This is a genomic window from Rugamonas apoptosis (genome assembly GCF_014042355.1).
Classification (GTDB): Bacteria; Pseudomonadota; Gammaproteobacteria; order Burkholderiales; family Burkholderiaceae_D; genus Rugamonas; species Rugamonas apoptosis.
The window spans coordinates 58236-73406 of record NZ_JACEZU010000017.1 but is presented as its reverse complement, the minus strand read 5'-3'; the positions used below and the strand labels follow the sequence as shown (position 1 = coordinate 73406).

The following is a 15171-nucleotide window of genomic DNA, read 5'->3' as shown; positions in this document are numbered from 1 at the left end:
CGGCGGCACGCCAGCCCCAGCTCCAGCCCCAGCGGGCTGTGCGCCCTATTGTTTTCCCAGCGCGTGGGAAATCAGGCGGCGCTTGAGCACGGGCAATTTATCCAGCAAGTTTAATCCCAAATTGCGCACCACGCGCAACGGCTCCAAATCCGTGCCGAACAGGCGCGCCAGGCCATCGGTGGTGAACTGCATCAGCAGCACGTCTTCCTTGCGCGCGCGGGCGTAACGCGCCAGCACCCGCTCGTCGCCAATATCGCGCTGCGGCTCGCGCGCGTTGATGGTGGCCACCAGCTGCGCCACGTCGGCGAAACCCAGATTCATGCCATGTCCGGCCAGCGGATGGACCACATGGGCCGCATCGCCCACCAGCGCCACCCGGGGCGCCACCATGGTGTGGGGGCGCATCAGCCGCAGCGGGAAGTCGCGCACCAGGTCCGGGCGCAGCGGCGTGAGCGCGCCCAGCTTGTCGTGGGCGTATACGGCCAGGCGGGCGGCCAGCGCATCGGCCCCCTCGCGGCACAGCGTATCGGCCAACGTATCGGGCGCCGACCACACCAGCGACACCATATTGCCCGGCAGCGGCAGCAGCGCCACGATGCCGTCCGCGCCCGTGAACCACTGGTGGGCCGCGCCCAGGTGCGGCTGCTCGCAGTGGAAGTTGCTGACCACGCCGCGCTGGCCGTAGGAACGGTAATCGAGGCCGATATCGCACTGGCCGCGCACCCAGGACTGGGCGCCGTCCGCCCCCACCACCAGCGCCGCGCGGATGGACGAGCCGTTGGCCAGTTGCACGGTGGCGCCGTCGTCATCGCGCAGCAGGGCCATGGCATGGCCGTGGACCATGGTCACGTTCTGGGCGAAGCGCAGCGCAGCGTCCAGCGCCTGGTTCAGGTTGCGGTCCTCGACGATCCAGGCCAGCGTGCCCGTGTGGGCGCCGTAGGCGTCGAAACCGAGGGCGCCAGCGTGATCGCCGTCGCCGTTGACCAGCATGGCGTCCACCGGCGCGACGCGGGCCGCGTCCAGCGCGCCCCACACCTTGAGCGCGGACAGCAGGTTGTAGGCCGTGTGGTTAAGGGCGAACACCCGTACATCCCAGCCGGGATCGCCGGTGGAAGGAGCCTGGGCCGATGCCGGCGCGGACGGGCTCAGCATCGTCACGCTCTGGCCAGCCTGGGCGAACGCCAGCGCCGTCGTCTTGGCGATAGCGCCGTTGCCTACGATACAAATATCACTGTGGAAATCGCGCCGCATGGTGGGACCGGGTGGTGGTTGATTGGGGCATTCATTATAGCGTTTGTGGCATACGGCAATTATGCAGCCTGCCATGATGTTGATACGACAAATGCCGCCCGCCACGAGGGGCGCGAAAATTATTTCACGACCGCCCTTGTCAATTTTCTTGAGCCTGCTATAATTCTGGTCCTTGGCCTGGTAGCTCAGTTGGTAGAGCAGAGGATTGAAAATCCTTGTGTCGGTGGTTCGATTCCGCCCCGGGCCACCAAGAATAAACAAAAACGCCACCTTCGGGTGGCGTTTTTGTTTTCAGCCCCCCGCCGCCGCAGATAATTTTTTGTGCGCTGCACAAATAACTGTGCTACACTTCGTTTTGTCGTGAAGTTCTCGAGTACTTCGCGGCTGTAGCACCAAATACGTTGGTCACAGGTTGGCACCTTGCAGATAGCACGGGCTAACAGCGCCGCACCATGCACATAGCATGGGCTGGCGCCGAGATTGAAAATTGGCATTACATTGAAACGAAGCCCGCCCACAGCGGGCTTTTTTTTCGTCCGTGTCGCCTACCGAGAGAAAAAGCTCGACGCCCGCCCACGCCATCGAGAATAAAAGTAAAGCACCAACGCCGGCATACTTGTATATCGTATCGATACAGCATACACTAGGCCGTAGGATAAAGAGCTTCCGCCACCCAGGTCTGCGGCGCTTTTTCGAAACCGGCAGCAAAGCGGGCATCATGGCGGCGCATGCCGGTAAGCTACGGCTTCAGCTAGCGGCCCTTGACCAAGCCTGCGACCAGCGGACATGTCGGCCCCGTCTTGGGGCCTACATCCATTAAAGGGTGATTTGAAGGGACACTGGGCGATTACGGTGAATGGAAATTGGCGGCTGATTTTTGCCTTTGATGGCCGCGACGCCATACTCGTTGACTATCTCGACTACCACTAACACGAACAAAGTTTCCACATGGCTTCCATGCATAATCCACCCCACCCAGGCGAAGTGCTGAGGGAATACCTGGGCAACGTCACGATAACGGATGCGGCCGCCCGGCTGGGCGTCGGTCGCGTCACCCTGCAACGCATCGTCAGCGGCGCGGCGGGGATCTCGCCAGACATGGCGTTTCGACTCGCCGCGGCCTTTGGCACCAGCGCCGAACTGTGGGCTGGTATGCAGTTGCAATATGACCTACACCAGGCAAGCAAGCTTAAACGGCCAAAAATCGAACGTATCGCCGCTTGATTTCCCGAAAACAAGAACGCCGACCATATCGGATCGGCGTTCTTGTTTTGTCATTGCTCACCAGCAGCACAAGCGCTTTCCTGCCATGCGCCCCTCATGCCCTCAGAACGGCGCCCATCCCGCCAGCGCCCCCTCGTCCGGCGCGTTTCCTCCAGGCATGGCCAGTTGCCCGGCATAGTTGGCGCCCGTCATGGTGGCGACCACGGCGGCCTGGTCGATGCCACCCAGCTTGATCCACTCGCGCTGGGTCGCGTACGGCCGGTTCACGCCGGCCTTATCGAACACGTCATTGGCGTCATAGAACATACCGGTCAGCAAGGCCACCGCCGTATCGATCTTGTACAGGTTGGTTTGCAGCACCTGCTGCGCGAAGGTGGGATCGATGTGCTTGAGAATGCCATAGGCGCCGGTCGAGACGAACTGGCTGTCGTACTTGGTCTGCTGCCCCGCCTGCGCATGGCCGGTCGCGTAGGAATTGTTGACGTGTTCCATCATCGAAATCCCCCCGGCCCCGTTCCAGGGCTGGAAACCGGTGGCCCGGATCGTGGCGGGCGTGCGCGCGTCGAATCGATAGACATAAGCCGGTAACTCTTTTTTGTTGATAACCCTGCCGATGATGCGTCTGGTTCGATTTACCCCTTCCGGCAACCAACCGAATTTGGCCATGATATTTCCCCCCTTTTTGATGGTGATCTAAAAGATTGAAAGCTCCCCCCAAGCAGATGCGTTGTTTTCTTTCCGACAAGCCAAATCACTTTAGCACAAGCGCATCGAAAAGCTATTCATCCGCCAGCCACCCCACACACCCGCCAACACGCCTCCCACACTGCGGGGTTGCCGAAAACTAATTTTGTGGTTTTCCCGACAATTTCGCATGATATTTAATCATCACGATTGACCCTGGATGGGAACACTCCTAGCATCGGACTTCGATCGCCGCGACCGGCGGCCGTCTCGTTTCTGGCGTGCAAGGCCACCCCTTCCATTCACGACTTCCAGGACTCATTATGTTCAAAAAACATCGCAACAATCCCCGTAGCGCACTCATCATAGCCTTGCTGGCGGCAGCCGTCGGCGCCCACAGTGCCGGCGCCAGCGCCGCCCCGGACGGCACGGTGCGCGTCATCGTTGGTTTCAAGGCGGGCAATCTGGCCAACGGCAAGGCGGCGCTGGCCGCCGCCCATGGCAACGTCAAGCAAGACTTGCCCGAAATAGGCGCTTCCGCGGCCGAGATGCCGGCCAAGGCGCTGGACGGCCTGCGCCACCATCCCGCGATCGAGTTCGTGGAACCCGACCAGAAGCGCATACCGTTCGCGGCCAGCACCCCCTCCACCGGCGCCCCTTACCAGCTGGGCCAGCAAGTACCCTACGGCATCGCCATGGTCCAGGCCGACCAGCTGCCCGACACCTACGCCAGCAACCGTACCCTGTGCATCATCGACTCCGGCATCGACCTGGCACATGAGGATTTGCATGGCAACCACGTCACCGGCGACACCAATCCCGGCACCGGCAACTGGTACACCGACGAGAACCACCATGGCACCCACGTGGCCGGCACCATCGCCGCCATCAACAACGCCGGTGTGGGCGTGGTCGGCGTCAATCCGGGCCGCCAGTTGAACCTGCATATCGTCAAGGTGTTCGGCGCCGACGGCTGGGCCTACACCTCGACCCTGATCGCGGCCGCCAACAAGTGCGGCGCGGCGGGCGCCAATGTGATCAGCATGTCGCTGGGCGGCGCCGACGCCAGCATCGCCGAGGAACGGGCGTTCGCTGGCCTGGCCAAGCGCGGTGTGCTGGCGATCGCCGCCGCCGGCAACGACGGCGACAATACCCAGTCCTACCCGGCCGGCTACAGCAGCGTGATGTCGATCGCCGCGCTGGACCAGAACAAGCAGGTCGCCGACTTTTCCCAGTTCACCCCGAAAGTCGAATTGGCGGCGCCAGGCGTCAACGTGTTGTCGACCGTGCCGACGGGCACCGGCCGCGACGCCGCGTTGACGGTGGGCGCCACCAGCGATGCGCCAGTCGCGATGGACGGCTCGCCGGCCGCCTCCGCCCACGCCCCGCTGGCCGACTTTGGCCTGGGCACGGCGACCGACAGCGCCATGAGCGGCAAGGTGTGCCTGATCAAGCGCGGGTCGGTATCGTTCGCCACCAAGGTCGGCAACTGCCAGGCCAGCGGCGGGGTTGGGGCCGTGGTGTACAACAACGTGGCCGGCGGCCTCAATGGCACGCTGGGCACCACCGTCACCACCATCCCCTCGGTCGGCGTGTCCGATACGGAAGGCGCCAGCCTGCTGACGCAACTGGGCCAGCAAGCCAACCTGACCGTGACGGCCACCAATCACGCGCTGTATAACGGCACCTCGATGGCCACGCCGCACGTGTCCGCCGTGGCGGCGCTGGTGTGGAGTTACTTCCCACAGTGCAGCGCCAGCCAGATCCGCAACGCGCTGGACCAGTCCGCGCTCGACCTGGGCACGCCCGGCCGCGACCCCTACTATGGCTATGGCCTGGTGCAAGCCCGGGCCGCGTACGACCGCATCCGCAGCCAGGGTTGCGGCAACTAGGCATCGCGCGTGACGCACCGCCCCATGCCGAAAGTCATGTGGGCGGTGGATGCCTGATGGCACATGCGCGCGCGCACCCGGTTTCCTAGAATGTCCAAGCTGAATCGGCCACTGTCCTGGTGCGCCGAGGCCAGCCCAACTTCCAAGGAACCGTATGTCCAAACTGCTGCCCTTATCCCTGCTGGCCACGGCCATGCTGATCCCGCTCGCCGCCTCGGCGGAAGATTTTTATGGCGGCGCCTCCGTCGCCCACGGCGGCAAGCTGACCTTCACCAATCCCGTCAACGGCAAATCCACGGAAAGCGACGGCAAGACGGCGCTGAAACTCTATGGTGGTGTGGCCCTGACCGATTACCTGGCGCTCGAAGGCGGCTACGCCCAATACGGCACCACCACGTTCGACAAGACGGCGCTGGGGCTGCCCCAGGCGCCCACCTTCAAGCTGCGCAACCTGACCCTGGCGGGCCGCCTCACGCATCATTTCAACGACGACTGGTCGCTGTTCGCCAAAGCCGGTATCGCCAACAGCCGCTTCAGCGCGTCCGACGGCGCGGGCGAGCAGGACAGCGTGACCTCGACCAAACCGCTGCTGGGCCTGGGCATGGCCTACAACGTCAGCAAGGCGGTCGCGCTGACGGTGGAAATCGAGCACATCGGGGCGACCAACAAACCCGGCCTGAAGGTCAAGCAGGATGCGCTGCAACTGGGCGTGAAGGTCGGATTTTGACGAGCAGGATGTTGAGGGGCATTCAAAAGCTGTAACTGATTCCCAGCACGTTCACCCACCCGGTGCGTTGCCGGGTGCGCGGACTGGCCGCCGCATCGCCCTGCAGGAGGCTGGCCTGCAGCGATGCCGTCAACGTGACCTTGCGGCTGATTTGCCAGCCCCACCGCAAGTCGGCGGACACAGCGAGCACCCCCGCCGATGGTGTGAAACGCGCGCTGCCGAAATCGGTCCGCAGATAAGCCTGGTCCGCCCATGCGCCCCCCACGCCCGCTTCCAGCCATTGATGGGGCGCCAGATCCAGCCGCGTACCCGCCCTGACGTGGAGCACGACGCCGCCCTCGCCCCGCCCCACCGGCGCGGCCAGTTGCGCCTGCAGCTGCAGTTCGCGCAGCGGCGTGTATCGGACAAAGCCGCCCAGCACGGGCTGCACCGTGCGGCCGCCATCGGCGCGCTGCGCACCGAGGTTGAGCGCGACCAGCGGCCCATATTCCAACAGCGGATCGGGCGACAGTTGCCGGCCCAGCGCCAGGCCGTCGATGAACACGCCGTTGCTCCACAGTGCCGAAAATTGCGGCAGCAGGAAGGCTGAGCGCGTGGCGCTGCCCGGCGCGCTGGGCGCACTGCCGTACACGGCGCCCACCCGCATCTCGCTCGCACCTTCCGGCATCAGGCTGGCATCGGCTTGTGCCAGCGCCGGCGGCAAGGCGGCGGCCAGCACGCTGGCCAGCAAGGTCAAGACCCGCCGCGCCATCAGATATGGCCCAGTTCCAGCCCGCGCAGCACGGCGCGCACGCGGTCGCGCACGCCCAGCTTGGCCAGGATGCTCGACACGTGATTCTTGATCGTGCCTTCGCTGGGCCCCAGCGCATTGGCGATCTCAGCGTTGTTGAAGCCGGCCGCCATCAAGGCCAGGATCTCCGTCTCGCGGCTGGTGAGCGGCGCCCCGACCGTCAACGCCGCTGGCGCGGCCGTCTTCTCATAGGCGGCGCGGGTGCGTTCCGTCAGCGCGGGACGGAACAGGGTGCCGCCGGCGGCCACGCTGCGGATGCCGTCGGCCAGCCGTTCCAGCGAAATATCCTTGAGCAGGAAGCCACGCGCGCCGGCGCGCATACCGTCGAACAGCGCGTCGTCATCATCGAAAGTGGTCAGCAGGATGGTGGGCGGCAGCCCGCCCTGCGCGCGCCGCAGCAGTTCGATGCCGCCGCAATGGGGCATGCGCACGTCCAGCAGCAGCACATCGGCCGCCACCCGCGCCAGCACCGCCGCCGCTTCGGCGCCGTCGGCCGCTTCCGCCACCACCCGGATATCCGGCGTCAGGTCGAGCAGGCCGCGTATGCCGCTGCGCACCAGCATCTGGTCGTCCACCAGCGCCACGCGGATCATGCGCCTGCTCCTGCGAACGGCAGCGAGAATTCCAGCGCGTAGCCGGGCGGCCGCGACGGCCTGCCGCCGCGCCCCACCACCAGGGTGCCGCCCAATTCGGCCAACCGTTCCCGCATGCCGGACAAGCCGTTGCCTTCAGCAGCGCCGCCCGCGCCGCGTCCATCATCGGCGATGCGCGCGGTCACGCCATCGGCATCGCAATGGATATCGATGGTGAGCGACATCGCGCCGGCATGGCGCACGGTGTTGGTGATGGCTTCCTGTACGCAGGACAGCAAGGCATGGGCCATGGCGGGCGGACAGGCCTCCACGCCATGCCCCACGGCCAGCCGGATGGTGGGGTTGGGGATGCCGGCGCACAGCAACTCCAGCGCCTGCCGCAGGTTCACGCGCCCATCCTGCCGCTCGGCGCTGACCACGCTGCGCACTTCGGCCAGCAGGGATCGCGTCAATTCATTGGCGGTGGCCAGCGCGGCGGGCGGCTGGCCGGCCGATTGGCGGGTAGCCAAGTCCAGGTGCAGCATGAGGGCGGTCAGATGATGACCCACCGCGTCGTGCAGGTCGCGCGCGATGCGCATGCGTTCGGACGAGCGCACGGTATCGGCCAGCAGCGACTGCGTGGCCCGCAATTGGGCATTGACGGCCGCCAGCTCGGCCCGCGCCTGGCGCTCCTGGCGTACCAGCCACGCCAGCCCCGCGCCCAGCATCAGCAGACTGTGTTCGAATGCCAGCATGGCGACGACAGCGCGCAGCGACCCATCGTTCAGACGCAAGCCATTATCGAACAGTGCCCAGCCCTCGATCGCCAGGCCCAGCGCGAACAAGCCCGCCAGCCACACCAGCGCGCGGCGCGGCGGCAGCAGCGCCGCCAGCGCCGTCGCCACCATCACCTGGAAGGCAAGCGAGTTCAACGCCAGCGAGGTGGCGAACAAGGCGCCCAACAGTACGCCATCGAGCACGGCCGAGCGCATCAGGCCAGGCCGGATGCGCCACCACAACAACCCGATAAAGACCAGCACCAGCGACGCCTCGCCAGCCATGAACAACTGGAACGCCAACTGCTGCCGATCCGACCCCGCGCGCAGCGGCGAGGCGGCCGGCGAGAACAGGCCGGCGCACCAGTACGCCAGCTGGCCCAGCGGCCCATGCAGGTCGGCCCGCTCCGCGCCGGCGGCCCACGGCGCCAACAGCTCGACGACGCCGAACACCAGGCAAGCGGCCAGCGCGGCGACGGGATAGCGGTGATGGGCGATGCGGACGCTGGTGCGGGTTCGAGTACGGGCGCTGGCTGTCATTAACCTGTCTTTTTTACAATGTCAGCGCCATTCTACGCGCCGCGATGGCGCCGGCAAAGTGCCGGAAGTCATGGGCCGGGAATGGCCCTGACTTCCGGCATGGGACGCCTGAGCTGCCATGCCGTAGAATCGCGCCCATGCAGCCCAGACCATCGATCATCGCCGCCCTGCTGTTCGCGCTTGCCCTGCCCACCAGTGCGATGGCGGACGACGCCACCACCCCGCCGCAAGTGCTGGTGCCGGCGGCGCGCGACGCCGAGTGGCACAGTTATCGCCACGCCTACCAGGCGGCGCGCTTTTTCGCGCCGTTCCTGGCCACGCGGCCGCTGATCCAGGCCCACATGCAGATCCGCCCCAACACACCCGACGAACCGATGGATGGTTTGCAAGTGCAGCTTGCCGGTGAAAGCGTGAACCAGACCATCGCGGTCGATGCGCTGGGCCGGGCCACCCTGCCCATGCTGAAGCAGGCCTACGACGAGGACGCGGTGCTGCGCCTGAACCGGCGCAAAGGACACTACCACTTCAGCGGCCGTTTTTCCATCCGTGAGCGGGACGATGGCATCTACAGCGCCGCCGACTTGCGCGCCGCATGCGAACAGTTGCTCAGCGCGCAGCGCGCGTCGGGCTACCGGCTGCGCCTGATCGGCAAACGTTGCGCGGGTGTGACATTCGTCTACGCGCCGGACGACACGACGGCGCAGGTGCGCCACCGCGATGCGTCCGGCAAGGAGACGCCGCTGGCCATCGCACCGGGCGCTGCGTTCGAAGGACCACCAATGGGCTCCTATCGCGTGGCACAATACCGCTATGCCAACTGGCCCGAACAAGGCCAGCTCTTGATTTCCGGCCACCTGCTGGCGGTAGGTACCATTTACGAGTAGTACTCGGATGCGCTGCCGCCGGCATTGCGCCAAAAGATTCGGAAATGCATTATTATTTACCCCAAATCAATTGAATTAAAGCAATTAAACACACCGTCGGACCGGCGCGCGATCCCAGATCAGCGCCAACCATCAAGGCGGCCGTTGATAAAGAGGGGAAAATGAAACTAAGAAACAAGCTGATCTTGAGCATGTCGTTCATGTGCGTGTTGTTTGTGATCGCACTGGCCATCGCGCTCGCCGGCATGAAGAGTGCCCGCAACCAGTTCGAGCGGGTGATGGACGAAGACCAGGCCTTGCTGGCGGCCGCCAGTGATATGTACGCGCAGGGCTTGCAGATGGGGCAGGCGTTGCGCAACATCGTCCTGAATCCAAAAAACAAGGCCGGCTACGACAACTTCAACAATTCCACCAAAGCGTTCGAGGAACAGGCGCAAATCGCGTCCAGGCTGACCAACGCCATGCCGGAAGTGCAGAAGATCTTCCAGGACGTGAGCGCCTTGCGCGCGAAACACGCGGTGGTGCAGGCCAAGGCGGTCGCGCTGGCGGCCGACGATCAGGCCGCCGCCATCGAGGTGCTCAATCGCGAGGAAACGCCGATATGGCGGGAAATCCGCGGCAAGCTGCTGGATTTCATCAAGGTGAAGAAAACGGCCGTGCGGGCGACCGTGCAGGAGATGAACGAATCGACCCAGCGGTCCCTGGCCATCAGCGTCATCCTGGGCGGCGTGGTGCTGGCGGCCGCCGCCGGCCTGTGCGTCTGGTTGACGCGCAACGTGATGCGGCAACTCGGTGGTGAACCGGATCACGCCGCCGCCGTGGCGACGCGGATCGCGGCGGGCGACCTCACGGTGCCGGTCGATACCGAGGCCGGCGACCGCGCCAGTCTGATGCTGGCGATGAAGCATATGCGCGACAGCCTGACCAGCATCGTCAGCGCGGTGCGCAGCAGCACCGCGACGATCGCCACGGCGTCGACCGAGATCGCCTCGGGCAACCTGGATTTGTCTTCCCGCACCGAACAGCAGGCCAGCTCGCTGGCGGAAACCGCGGCCGCGATGGAAAAAATGACGGCCACCGTCAAGCAGAACGCCGACAACGCACGCCAGGCCAACCAGCTGGCCAGCGCCGCCGCCAACGTGGCCGTCAAGGGCGGCACCGTGGTATCGCGGGTGGTGGAAACCATGGGCTCGATCAACGACTCGTCGAAGAAGGTGGTGGACATTATCGGCGTGATCGATGGCATCGCCTTCCAGACCAACATCCTGGCGCTGAACGCGGCTGTCGAAGCGGCCCGCGCCGGCGAACAGGGGCGCGGCTTCGCGGTCGTCGCCAGCGAGGTGCGCAACCTGGCGCAGCGTTCCGCCTCGGCCGCCAAGGAAATCAAGGCCCTGATCGACGACTCGGTCAGCAAGGTCAACGCCGGCAGCGAGCTGGTGGATGAAGCGGGCACCACGATGGGCGAAGTGGTGAGCAGCATCCAGCGCGTGACCGACATCATGAGCGAGATCAGCGCCGCCACCGGGGAACAGACGGCCGGCCTGGAACAGATCAACCACGCCATCATCGAAATGGACAACGTGACGCAGCAAAACGCGGCCCTGGTGGAAGAGGCTGCAGCGGCGGCGCAGGCGATGCAGGATCAGGCGCTGAACCTGGAACAAACCATCAGCGTGTTCAAGCTGGACGGCGCGTCGGCCATGGCCCTCCCCGCCGCCCGGCCCGCCGCCGCCCCGCGCCGGACGGCGCCACCCGCCCGCGCCCTGCGGGTGACGCCACAGGTGACGCCCAAGGTGCCACCACAGGCGTCCGGGAACGATGAATGGGAAGAGTTCTAACCGCGCGCGATCAATCCGTACGGATGGGGGCGGGCAGGACCGCCCCCGTCGCATAGCGCGCGGCAGCCAACGCCCGCGCCGCGCCGCGCCTCAATTCTCAATGGTGACCACCAGCGCCTGTATCCGTCCCTCCACTTCCCCACCCCCAAAGCGCTCGGCCAGCGCCGCTTCTGCCATGCCGGTGGCCTCGGCCACGGTGGGCTTGCGGCGCGCCTCGATCTCGCCATGCCACGGCGTGCCCTGGCAAAACGCGGTGGCGGCCGTCCTGGCCGACGGTGCGCGGCTGCGCGCCGCCACCGTCTCGAACACGGGCGTTTTGGCGAACCCCGCCGCGAGCAATTCCTGCGCGATGCGGGCGGCATCGAAATAACCGTACGGGGTGCGCGCCATGAATGGCGGCGGGTCGGCCGGAAACGCCTTGATCAACGCCTGGTTGATGACATTGGCGAAATCGTTCTCCCCGATCCGGTCCCACACACTGAAAATGAACACGCCGCCCGGCCGCAGCACGCGGCGCGCTTGCGCATAAGCCTGGCGCTTATCGGGAAAGAACATGGCGCCGAACTGGCACACGACGAGGTCGAACGCCGCATCGGGAAACGGCAATTGCTGCGCGTCCGCCTGCCGCCACGTGACGGGCCGGCTCACTCCCAGGGCGACGGCGTGGTCCAGCATCGGCTGATTGAGGTCGGTGGCCGTGATGGCCGTGGCGGCAGGCAGCGCCGCCGCCAGCTGACGCGTCACCACGCCGGTGCCGCAGGCGATTTCGAGCACATCCCGTGGCTGCCGTGCCAGCACCCGGCGCCGCAGGTCTTCCGCATACGGCGCGAAGATCAGCGGCACCATGTATTGCTCATACAGTTGGGGAATGGAACCGGCGAAGGTCCGGTCGGATTCGGATGGCGTCATGGCAGGCACCGCGCGAGGGTCGTCCATTAGTTTCTCCTGGCTTGACATACCGCACCAATTTCGCAGAAATCGGACCGCCCGTCCATTGCCCGGCGCCTACCGTGCGCGCCACCACCGATGATGGGAGCGGGTGGACGCCACCCGCCCCAGACTTTGCTGGCACTTACAGCCTCCGCGTGAAAACGCATTCCACATTACAAAATATGGATGCGCAAAAAACAGGCACGCGCATTCCATTTTTTGAAAATACGTTCCACATACTGAAAAATAACCAATAAACCGTTGAAATAAAACGACATTATTTGGGTTATATGTCTTATATAAGACTTGTGCCTTCCACCCAAAACGTTCTATTATTCTTCCATGCAGTTCGCTTCGGTAGCAGCACCATGTCGTGAACACGAGCGGCAAGCGCGACGCGACAGGAATACGGTTTTCTCATTTTTGCTTCATTCATTAGGAGATTCACATGTCCAAGTACCAAGACGACATCCAAGCCATCGCCACCCTGAAAGACCAGCAAGGCAGCGCATGGAACGCGATCAATCCTGAGTCCGCCGCTCGTATGCGCGCCCAGAACCGCTTCAAGACCGGTCTCGACATCGCCAAGTACACCGCCAAGATCATGCGCGACGACATGGCCCGCTATGACGCCGACCCATCGCAGTACACCCAGTCGCTGGGCTGCTGGCACGGTTTCATCGGTCAACAGAAGATGATTTCGATCAAGAAGCACTTCAACAGCACCGATCGCCGCTACCTGTACCTGTCGGGCTGGATGGTCGCCGCCCTGCGTTCCGAGTTCGGTCCGCTGCCTGACCAGTCGATGCACGAAAAAACCGCCGTCTCCGACCTGATCCGCGAACTGTACACCTTCCTGCGCCAGGCTGATGCCCGCGAACTGGGCGGCCTGTTCCGTCAGCTGGACGCCGCCCCGGCCGCTGAAAAAGCCGCCATCCAGTCGCAGATCGACAACCACGTGACCCACGTGGTGCCTATCATCGCCGACATCGACGCCGGTTTCGGTAACGCTGAAGCGACCTACCTGCTGGCCAAGCAGTTCATCGAAGCCGGTGCTTGCTGCATCCAGATCGAGAACCAGGTGTCGGACGAGAAGCAATGCGGCCACCAGGATGGTAAAGTCACCGTGCCACACGAAGACTTCCTGGCCAAGATCCGCGCCGTGCGTTACGCCTTCCTGGAACTGGGCGTGGACAACGGTATCATCGTGGCCCGTACCGACTCGCTGGGCGCCGGCCTGACCAAGCAAATCGCCGTCACCAACAAGCCAGGCGACCTGGGCGACAAGTACAACTCCTTCCTCGATTGCGAAGAAGTGTCGGCCGACGCCCTGGGCAACGGTGACGTGGTCATCAAGCGCGAAGGCAAGCTGCTGCGTCCTAAGCGTCTGCCAAGCAACCTGTTCCAGTTCCGCGCCGGCACCGGCGAAGAGCGTTGCGTGCTCGACTGCATCACCTCGCTGCAGAACGGCGCCGACCTGCTGTGGATCGAAACGGAAAAACCACATATCGCCCAGATCGGCGGCATGGTCAGCGAAATCCGCAAGGTCATCCCGAACGCCAAGCTGGTGTACAACAACAGCCCATCGTTCAACTGGACCCTGAACTTCCGTCAGCAAGTGTACGATGCGATGAAAGCGGCCGGTAAAGACGTGTCCGCCTTCGACCGCGCCAAGCTGATGAGCGTCGAGTACGACGAAACGGAACTGGCCCGCACCGCCGACGAGAAGATCCGCACCTTCCAGGCCGACGCCGCCCGCGAAGCCGGTATCTTCCACCACCTGATCACGCTGCCGACCTACCACACGGCCGCCCTGTCGACCGACAACCTGGCCAAGGAATACTTCGGCGACCAAGGCATGCTGGGCTACGTGGCTGGCGTACAGCGCAAGGAAATCCGTCAAGGTATCGCCTGCGTCAAGCACCAGAACATGTCCGGTTCGGACATCGGCGACGACCACAAAGACTACTTCAGCGGCGAAGCAGCCCTGAAGGCAGCCGGTAAAGACAACACGATGAACCAGTTCTAAGCTGATTCCCGTGTGAAGAAAAGCTCGCTCCGGCGAGCTTTTTTTTCGTCCGGGAAAAACCGTGTTACGTCCCCGATTTTCCCTGCCATCAAAATCGGGGACGTAACACAGTTTTCCTCATGAGTAATGGTTGCCCCGGCCCGGCCGGCGCAACCAGCGCCGCAACGGCCAGGCCAGCACTTCCAGCATGCCGGCCGGCACATCGCGCCCGGCGATGCCAGTGGGCGGATACTCGTCTTCGCCCGGCTGGCGGTAAGTACCGAACAGCACATCGAACACGGGAAACAGGCCGGCGAAATTGCAATCGTAATGCTGCGGCAGCATCGAATGGTGCAAGCGGTGAAATTGCGGCGTATTGATCAGGAACGAAGCGCGCCCCAGCCCCCATCGCACATTCATATGGGGCACCACGTTGTACAAGCCCAACACGGCGTACATGCCGACAATGACGGGGTCGGGCTTGAACAGCAGGCCCATGGCCAGGTAGAGCGTCACCATCTTGATGCCCGGTTCCAGCCAGAAGTGGCGGTCGGTGGTGGTGGCGTTCATGGCCGTGTCGCTATGGTGCAGCGAGTGCATGGCCCACAGCGCGGGGATGGCATGTTGCGCCCGGTGGAAGGCGTATTCCCCCAGGTCGAGCACCAGCGTGTAGACCAGGAAGGAAGGCAGCAGATGCCAGCCATCGGCCGGCAAGGCCAGCCAGCCGCCACCGGCGCCATTGATGGCCAGCACCGTCAGTGCCGCCGTACCTTGCTGCAACACGGCAAAACCGAGCACGTACACCGTCATGCAAACGAGGTTGATCGCCCGGCTTCGCCAGCGCTGGGCTTCCGCCGGCCGCCAGCGTTCGGCCAGGCCGGCCAGCAGGATCAGGCCCAGCAGCGGCAGCGATTTCCACGCCACGTCGGCGGCCCATTGCGCGAGCGTCATCAAGCACCCCCATCCCTATGTCGGCCCCTTGGCCGCCACCTCGGCCGCCCTGGCTTCAGCCCGATTATACGGCCACCGCCGCCCTCGCAACGGCCCATTGCGCC

General features: G+C 64.5%; 14 protein-coding genes, 1 tRNA gene and 1 pseudogene. 9 read left to right on the top strand and 7 right to left on the bottom strand.

Annotation, left to right across the window (positions count from 1 at the left end; genetic code table 11):
* Nucleotides 1-45 precede the first annotated feature (45 nt).
* Nucleotides 46-1251: an FAD-dependent monooxygenase gene (locus H3H39_RS25695; RefSeq protein WP_182157238.1), complete on the bottom strand. Its 1206-nt coding sequence runs from the start codon at nt 1249-1251 to the stop codon at nt 46-48.
* Between the two features lie 174 nt (nt 1252-1425).
* On the opposite strand from H3H39_RS25695, the gene H3H39_RS25690 reads away from it, so the two are divergent.
* The 3 genes and pseudogenes from H3H39_RS25690 to H3H39_RS25680 all read left to right on the top strand — a co-directional run bounded on the left by H3H39_RS25690 (nt 1426) and on the right by H3H39_RS25680 (nt 2475).
* Nucleotides 1426-1501, top strand: a tRNA-Phe gene (locus H3H39_RS25690).
* Between the two features lie 381 nt (nt 1502-1882).
* Nucleotides 1883-2181: pseudogene (locus H3H39_RS25685) on the top strand (type II toxin-antitoxin system RelE/ParE family toxin).
* Between the two features lie 18 nt (nt 2182-2199).
* Nucleotides 2200-2475 (top strand): HigA family addiction module antitoxin, encoded by a 276-nt coding sequence (locus H3H39_RS25680; RefSeq protein WP_182157237.1) that lies wholly within the window; start codon nt 2200-2202, stop codon nt 2473-2475.
* A 102-nt stretch (nt 2476-2577) separates the two neighbouring features.
* On the opposite strand, the gene H3H39_RS25675 is transcribed toward H3H39_RS25680, so the two are convergent.
* On the bottom strand, nt 2578-2970 hold the full coding sequence (locus H3H39_RS25675) for a hypothetical protein (protein ID WP_182157236.1): 393 nt from the start codon (nt 2968-2970) through the stop codon (nt 2578-2580).
* A 512-nt stretch (nt 2971-3482) separates the two neighbouring features.
* Here H3H39_RS25675 and H3H39_RS25670 point away from each other — a divergent pair.
* Together H3H39_RS25670 and H3H39_RS25665 are read left to right on the top strand one after the other, a co-directional pair.
* Nucleotides 3483-5051: a S8 family serine peptidase gene (locus H3H39_RS25670; RefSeq protein ID WP_182157235.1), complete on the top strand. Its 1569-nt coding sequence runs from the start codon at nt 3483-3485 to the stop codon at nt 5049-5051.
* A gap of 154 nt (nt 5052-5205) precedes the next feature.
* Nucleotides 5206-5778 carry a porin family protein gene (locus tag H3H39_RS25665; protein WP_182157234.1) on the top strand — a complete coding sequence of 191 codons (573 nt, stop codon included), beginning with the start codon at nt 5206-5208 and terminating at the stop codon, nt 5776-5778.
* A 22-nt stretch (nt 5779-5800) separates the two neighbouring features.
* Here H3H39_RS25665 and H3H39_RS25660 read toward each other — a convergent pair whose 3' ends face one another.
* From H3H39_RS25660 to H3H39_RS25650, 3 genes are read right to left on the bottom strand one after another with little or no spacing between them, the layout of a single operon-like run.
* Nucleotides 5801-6529: a MipA/OmpV family protein gene (locus tag H3H39_RS25660; RefSeq protein WP_182157233.1), complete on the bottom strand. Its 729-nt coding sequence runs from the start codon at nt 6527-6529 to the stop codon at nt 5801-5803.
* Nucleotides 6529-7161: a response regulator gene (locus H3H39_RS25655; RefSeq protein ID WP_182157232.1), complete on the bottom strand. Its 633-nt coding sequence runs from the start codon at nt 7159-7161 to the stop codon at nt 6529-6531. The genes H3H39_RS25660 and H3H39_RS25655 overlap by 1 nt, the downstream gene beginning before the upstream one ends.
* Nucleotides 7158-8456 (bottom strand): sensor histidine kinase, encoded by a 1299-nt coding sequence (locus H3H39_RS25650; protein ID WP_182157231.1) that lies wholly within the window; start codon nt 8454-8456, stop codon nt 7158-7160. The genes H3H39_RS25655 and H3H39_RS25650 overlap by 4 nt, the downstream gene beginning before the upstream one ends.
* A gap of 137 nt (nt 8457-8593) precedes the next feature.
* Between H3H39_RS25650 and H3H39_RS25645 the strand changes: the two genes are divergently transcribed.
* Together H3H39_RS25645 and H3H39_RS25640 are read left to right on the top strand one after the other, a co-directional pair.
* Entirely contained in the window at nt 8594-9340 is a 747-nt protein-coding gene (locus H3H39_RS25645; RefSeq protein WP_182157230.1) for a hypothetical protein, read from the top strand.
* A gap of 161 nt (nt 9341-9501) precedes the next feature.
* Nucleotides 9502-11178, top strand: coding sequence for a methyl-accepting chemotaxis protein (locus H3H39_RS25640; RefSeq protein ID WP_182157229.1), 1677 nt, complete (start codon nt 9502-9504; stop codon nt 11176-11178).
* A gap of 90 nt (nt 11179-11268) precedes the next feature.
* Here H3H39_RS25640 and H3H39_RS25635 read toward each other — a convergent pair whose 3' ends face one another.
* A complete protein-coding gene (locus tag H3H39_RS25635; protein ID WP_182157257.1) occupies nt 11269-12087 on the bottom strand; it encodes a class I SAM-dependent methyltransferase in 819 nt (272 codons plus the stop codon).
* Between the two features lie 101 nt (nt 12088-12188).
* Between H3H39_RS25635 and H3H39_RS25630 the strand changes: the two genes are divergently transcribed.
* Together H3H39_RS25630 and H3H39_RS25625 are read left to right on the top strand one after the other, a co-directional pair.
* Nucleotides 12189-12365, top strand: a complete 177-nt coding sequence (locus H3H39_RS25630) for a hypothetical protein (RefSeq protein WP_182157228.1) — start codon at nt 12189-12191, stop codon at nt 12363-12365.
* A gap of 191 nt (nt 12366-12556) precedes the next feature.
* Nucleotides 12557-14137, top strand: a complete 1581-nt coding sequence (locus tag H3H39_RS25625) for an isocitrate lyase (protein WP_182157227.1) — start codon at nt 12557-12559, stop codon at nt 14135-14137.
* Nucleotides 14138-14254: 117 nt separating this feature from the next.
* Here H3H39_RS25625 and H3H39_RS25620 read toward each other — a convergent pair whose 3' ends face one another.
* Complete coding sequence (locus H3H39_RS25620; RefSeq protein ID WP_182157226.1) at nt 14255-15067, bottom strand: sterol desaturase family protein; 813 nt, start codon at nt 15065-15067, stop codon at nt 14255-14257.
* Nucleotides 15068-15171: the final 104 nt, after the last annotated feature.

Excerpts from the sequence above, each read along its gene's own strand:
- H3H39_RS25665 (WP_182157234.1), top strand. The coding sequence starts at position 5,206 with ATGTCCAAACTGCTGCCCTTATCCCTGCTGGCCACGGCCATGCTGATC.
- H3H39_RS25625 (WP_182157227.1), top strand. The coding sequence starts at position 12,557 with ATGTCCAAGTACCAAGACGACATCCAAGCCATCGCCACCCTGAAAGAC.
- H3H39_RS25655 (WP_182157232.1), bottom strand. The coding sequence starts at position 7,161 with ATGATCCGCGTGGCGCTGGTGGACGACCAGATGCTGGTGCGCAGCGGC.
- H3H39_RS25650 (WP_182157231.1), bottom strand. The coding sequence starts at position 8,456 with ATGACAGCCAGCGCCCGTACTCGAACCCGCACCAGCGTCCGCATCGCC.
- H3H39_RS25640 (WP_182157229.1), top strand. The coding sequence starts at position 9,502 with ATGAAACTAAGAAACAAGCTGATCTTGAGCATGTCGTTCATGTGCGTG.
- H3H39_RS25660 (WP_182157233.1), bottom strand. The coding sequence starts at position 6,529 with ATGGCGCGGCGGGTCTTGACCTTGCTGGCCAGCGTGCTGGCCGCCGCC.
- H3H39_RS25680 (WP_182157237.1), top strand. The coding sequence starts at position 2,200 with ATGGCTTCCATGCATAATCCACCCCACCCAGGCGAAGTGCTGAGGGAA.
- H3H39_RS25645 (WP_182157230.1), top strand. The coding sequence starts at position 8,594 with ATGCAGCCCAGACCATCGATCATCGCCGCCCTGCTGTTCGCGCTTGCC.
- H3H39_RS25675 (WP_182157236.1), bottom strand. The coding sequence starts at position 2,970 with ATGATGGAACACGTCAACAATTCCTACGCGACCGGCCATGCGCAGGCG.
- H3H39_RS25620 (WP_182157226.1), bottom strand. The coding sequence starts at position 15,067 with ATGACGCTCGCGCAATGGGCCGCCGACGTGGCGTGGAAATCGCTGCCG.
- H3H39_RS25695 (WP_182157238.1), bottom strand. The coding sequence starts at position 1,251 with ATGCGGCGCGATTTCCACAGTGATATTTGTATCGTAGGCAACGGCGCT.
- H3H39_RS25670 (WP_182157235.1), top strand. The coding sequence starts at position 3,483 with ATGTTCAAAAAACATCGCAACAATCCCCGTAGCGCACTCATCATAGCC.
- H3H39_RS25635 (WP_182157257.1), bottom strand. The coding sequence starts at position 12,087 with ATGACGCCATCCGAATCCGACCGGACCTTCGCCGGTTCCATTCCCCAA.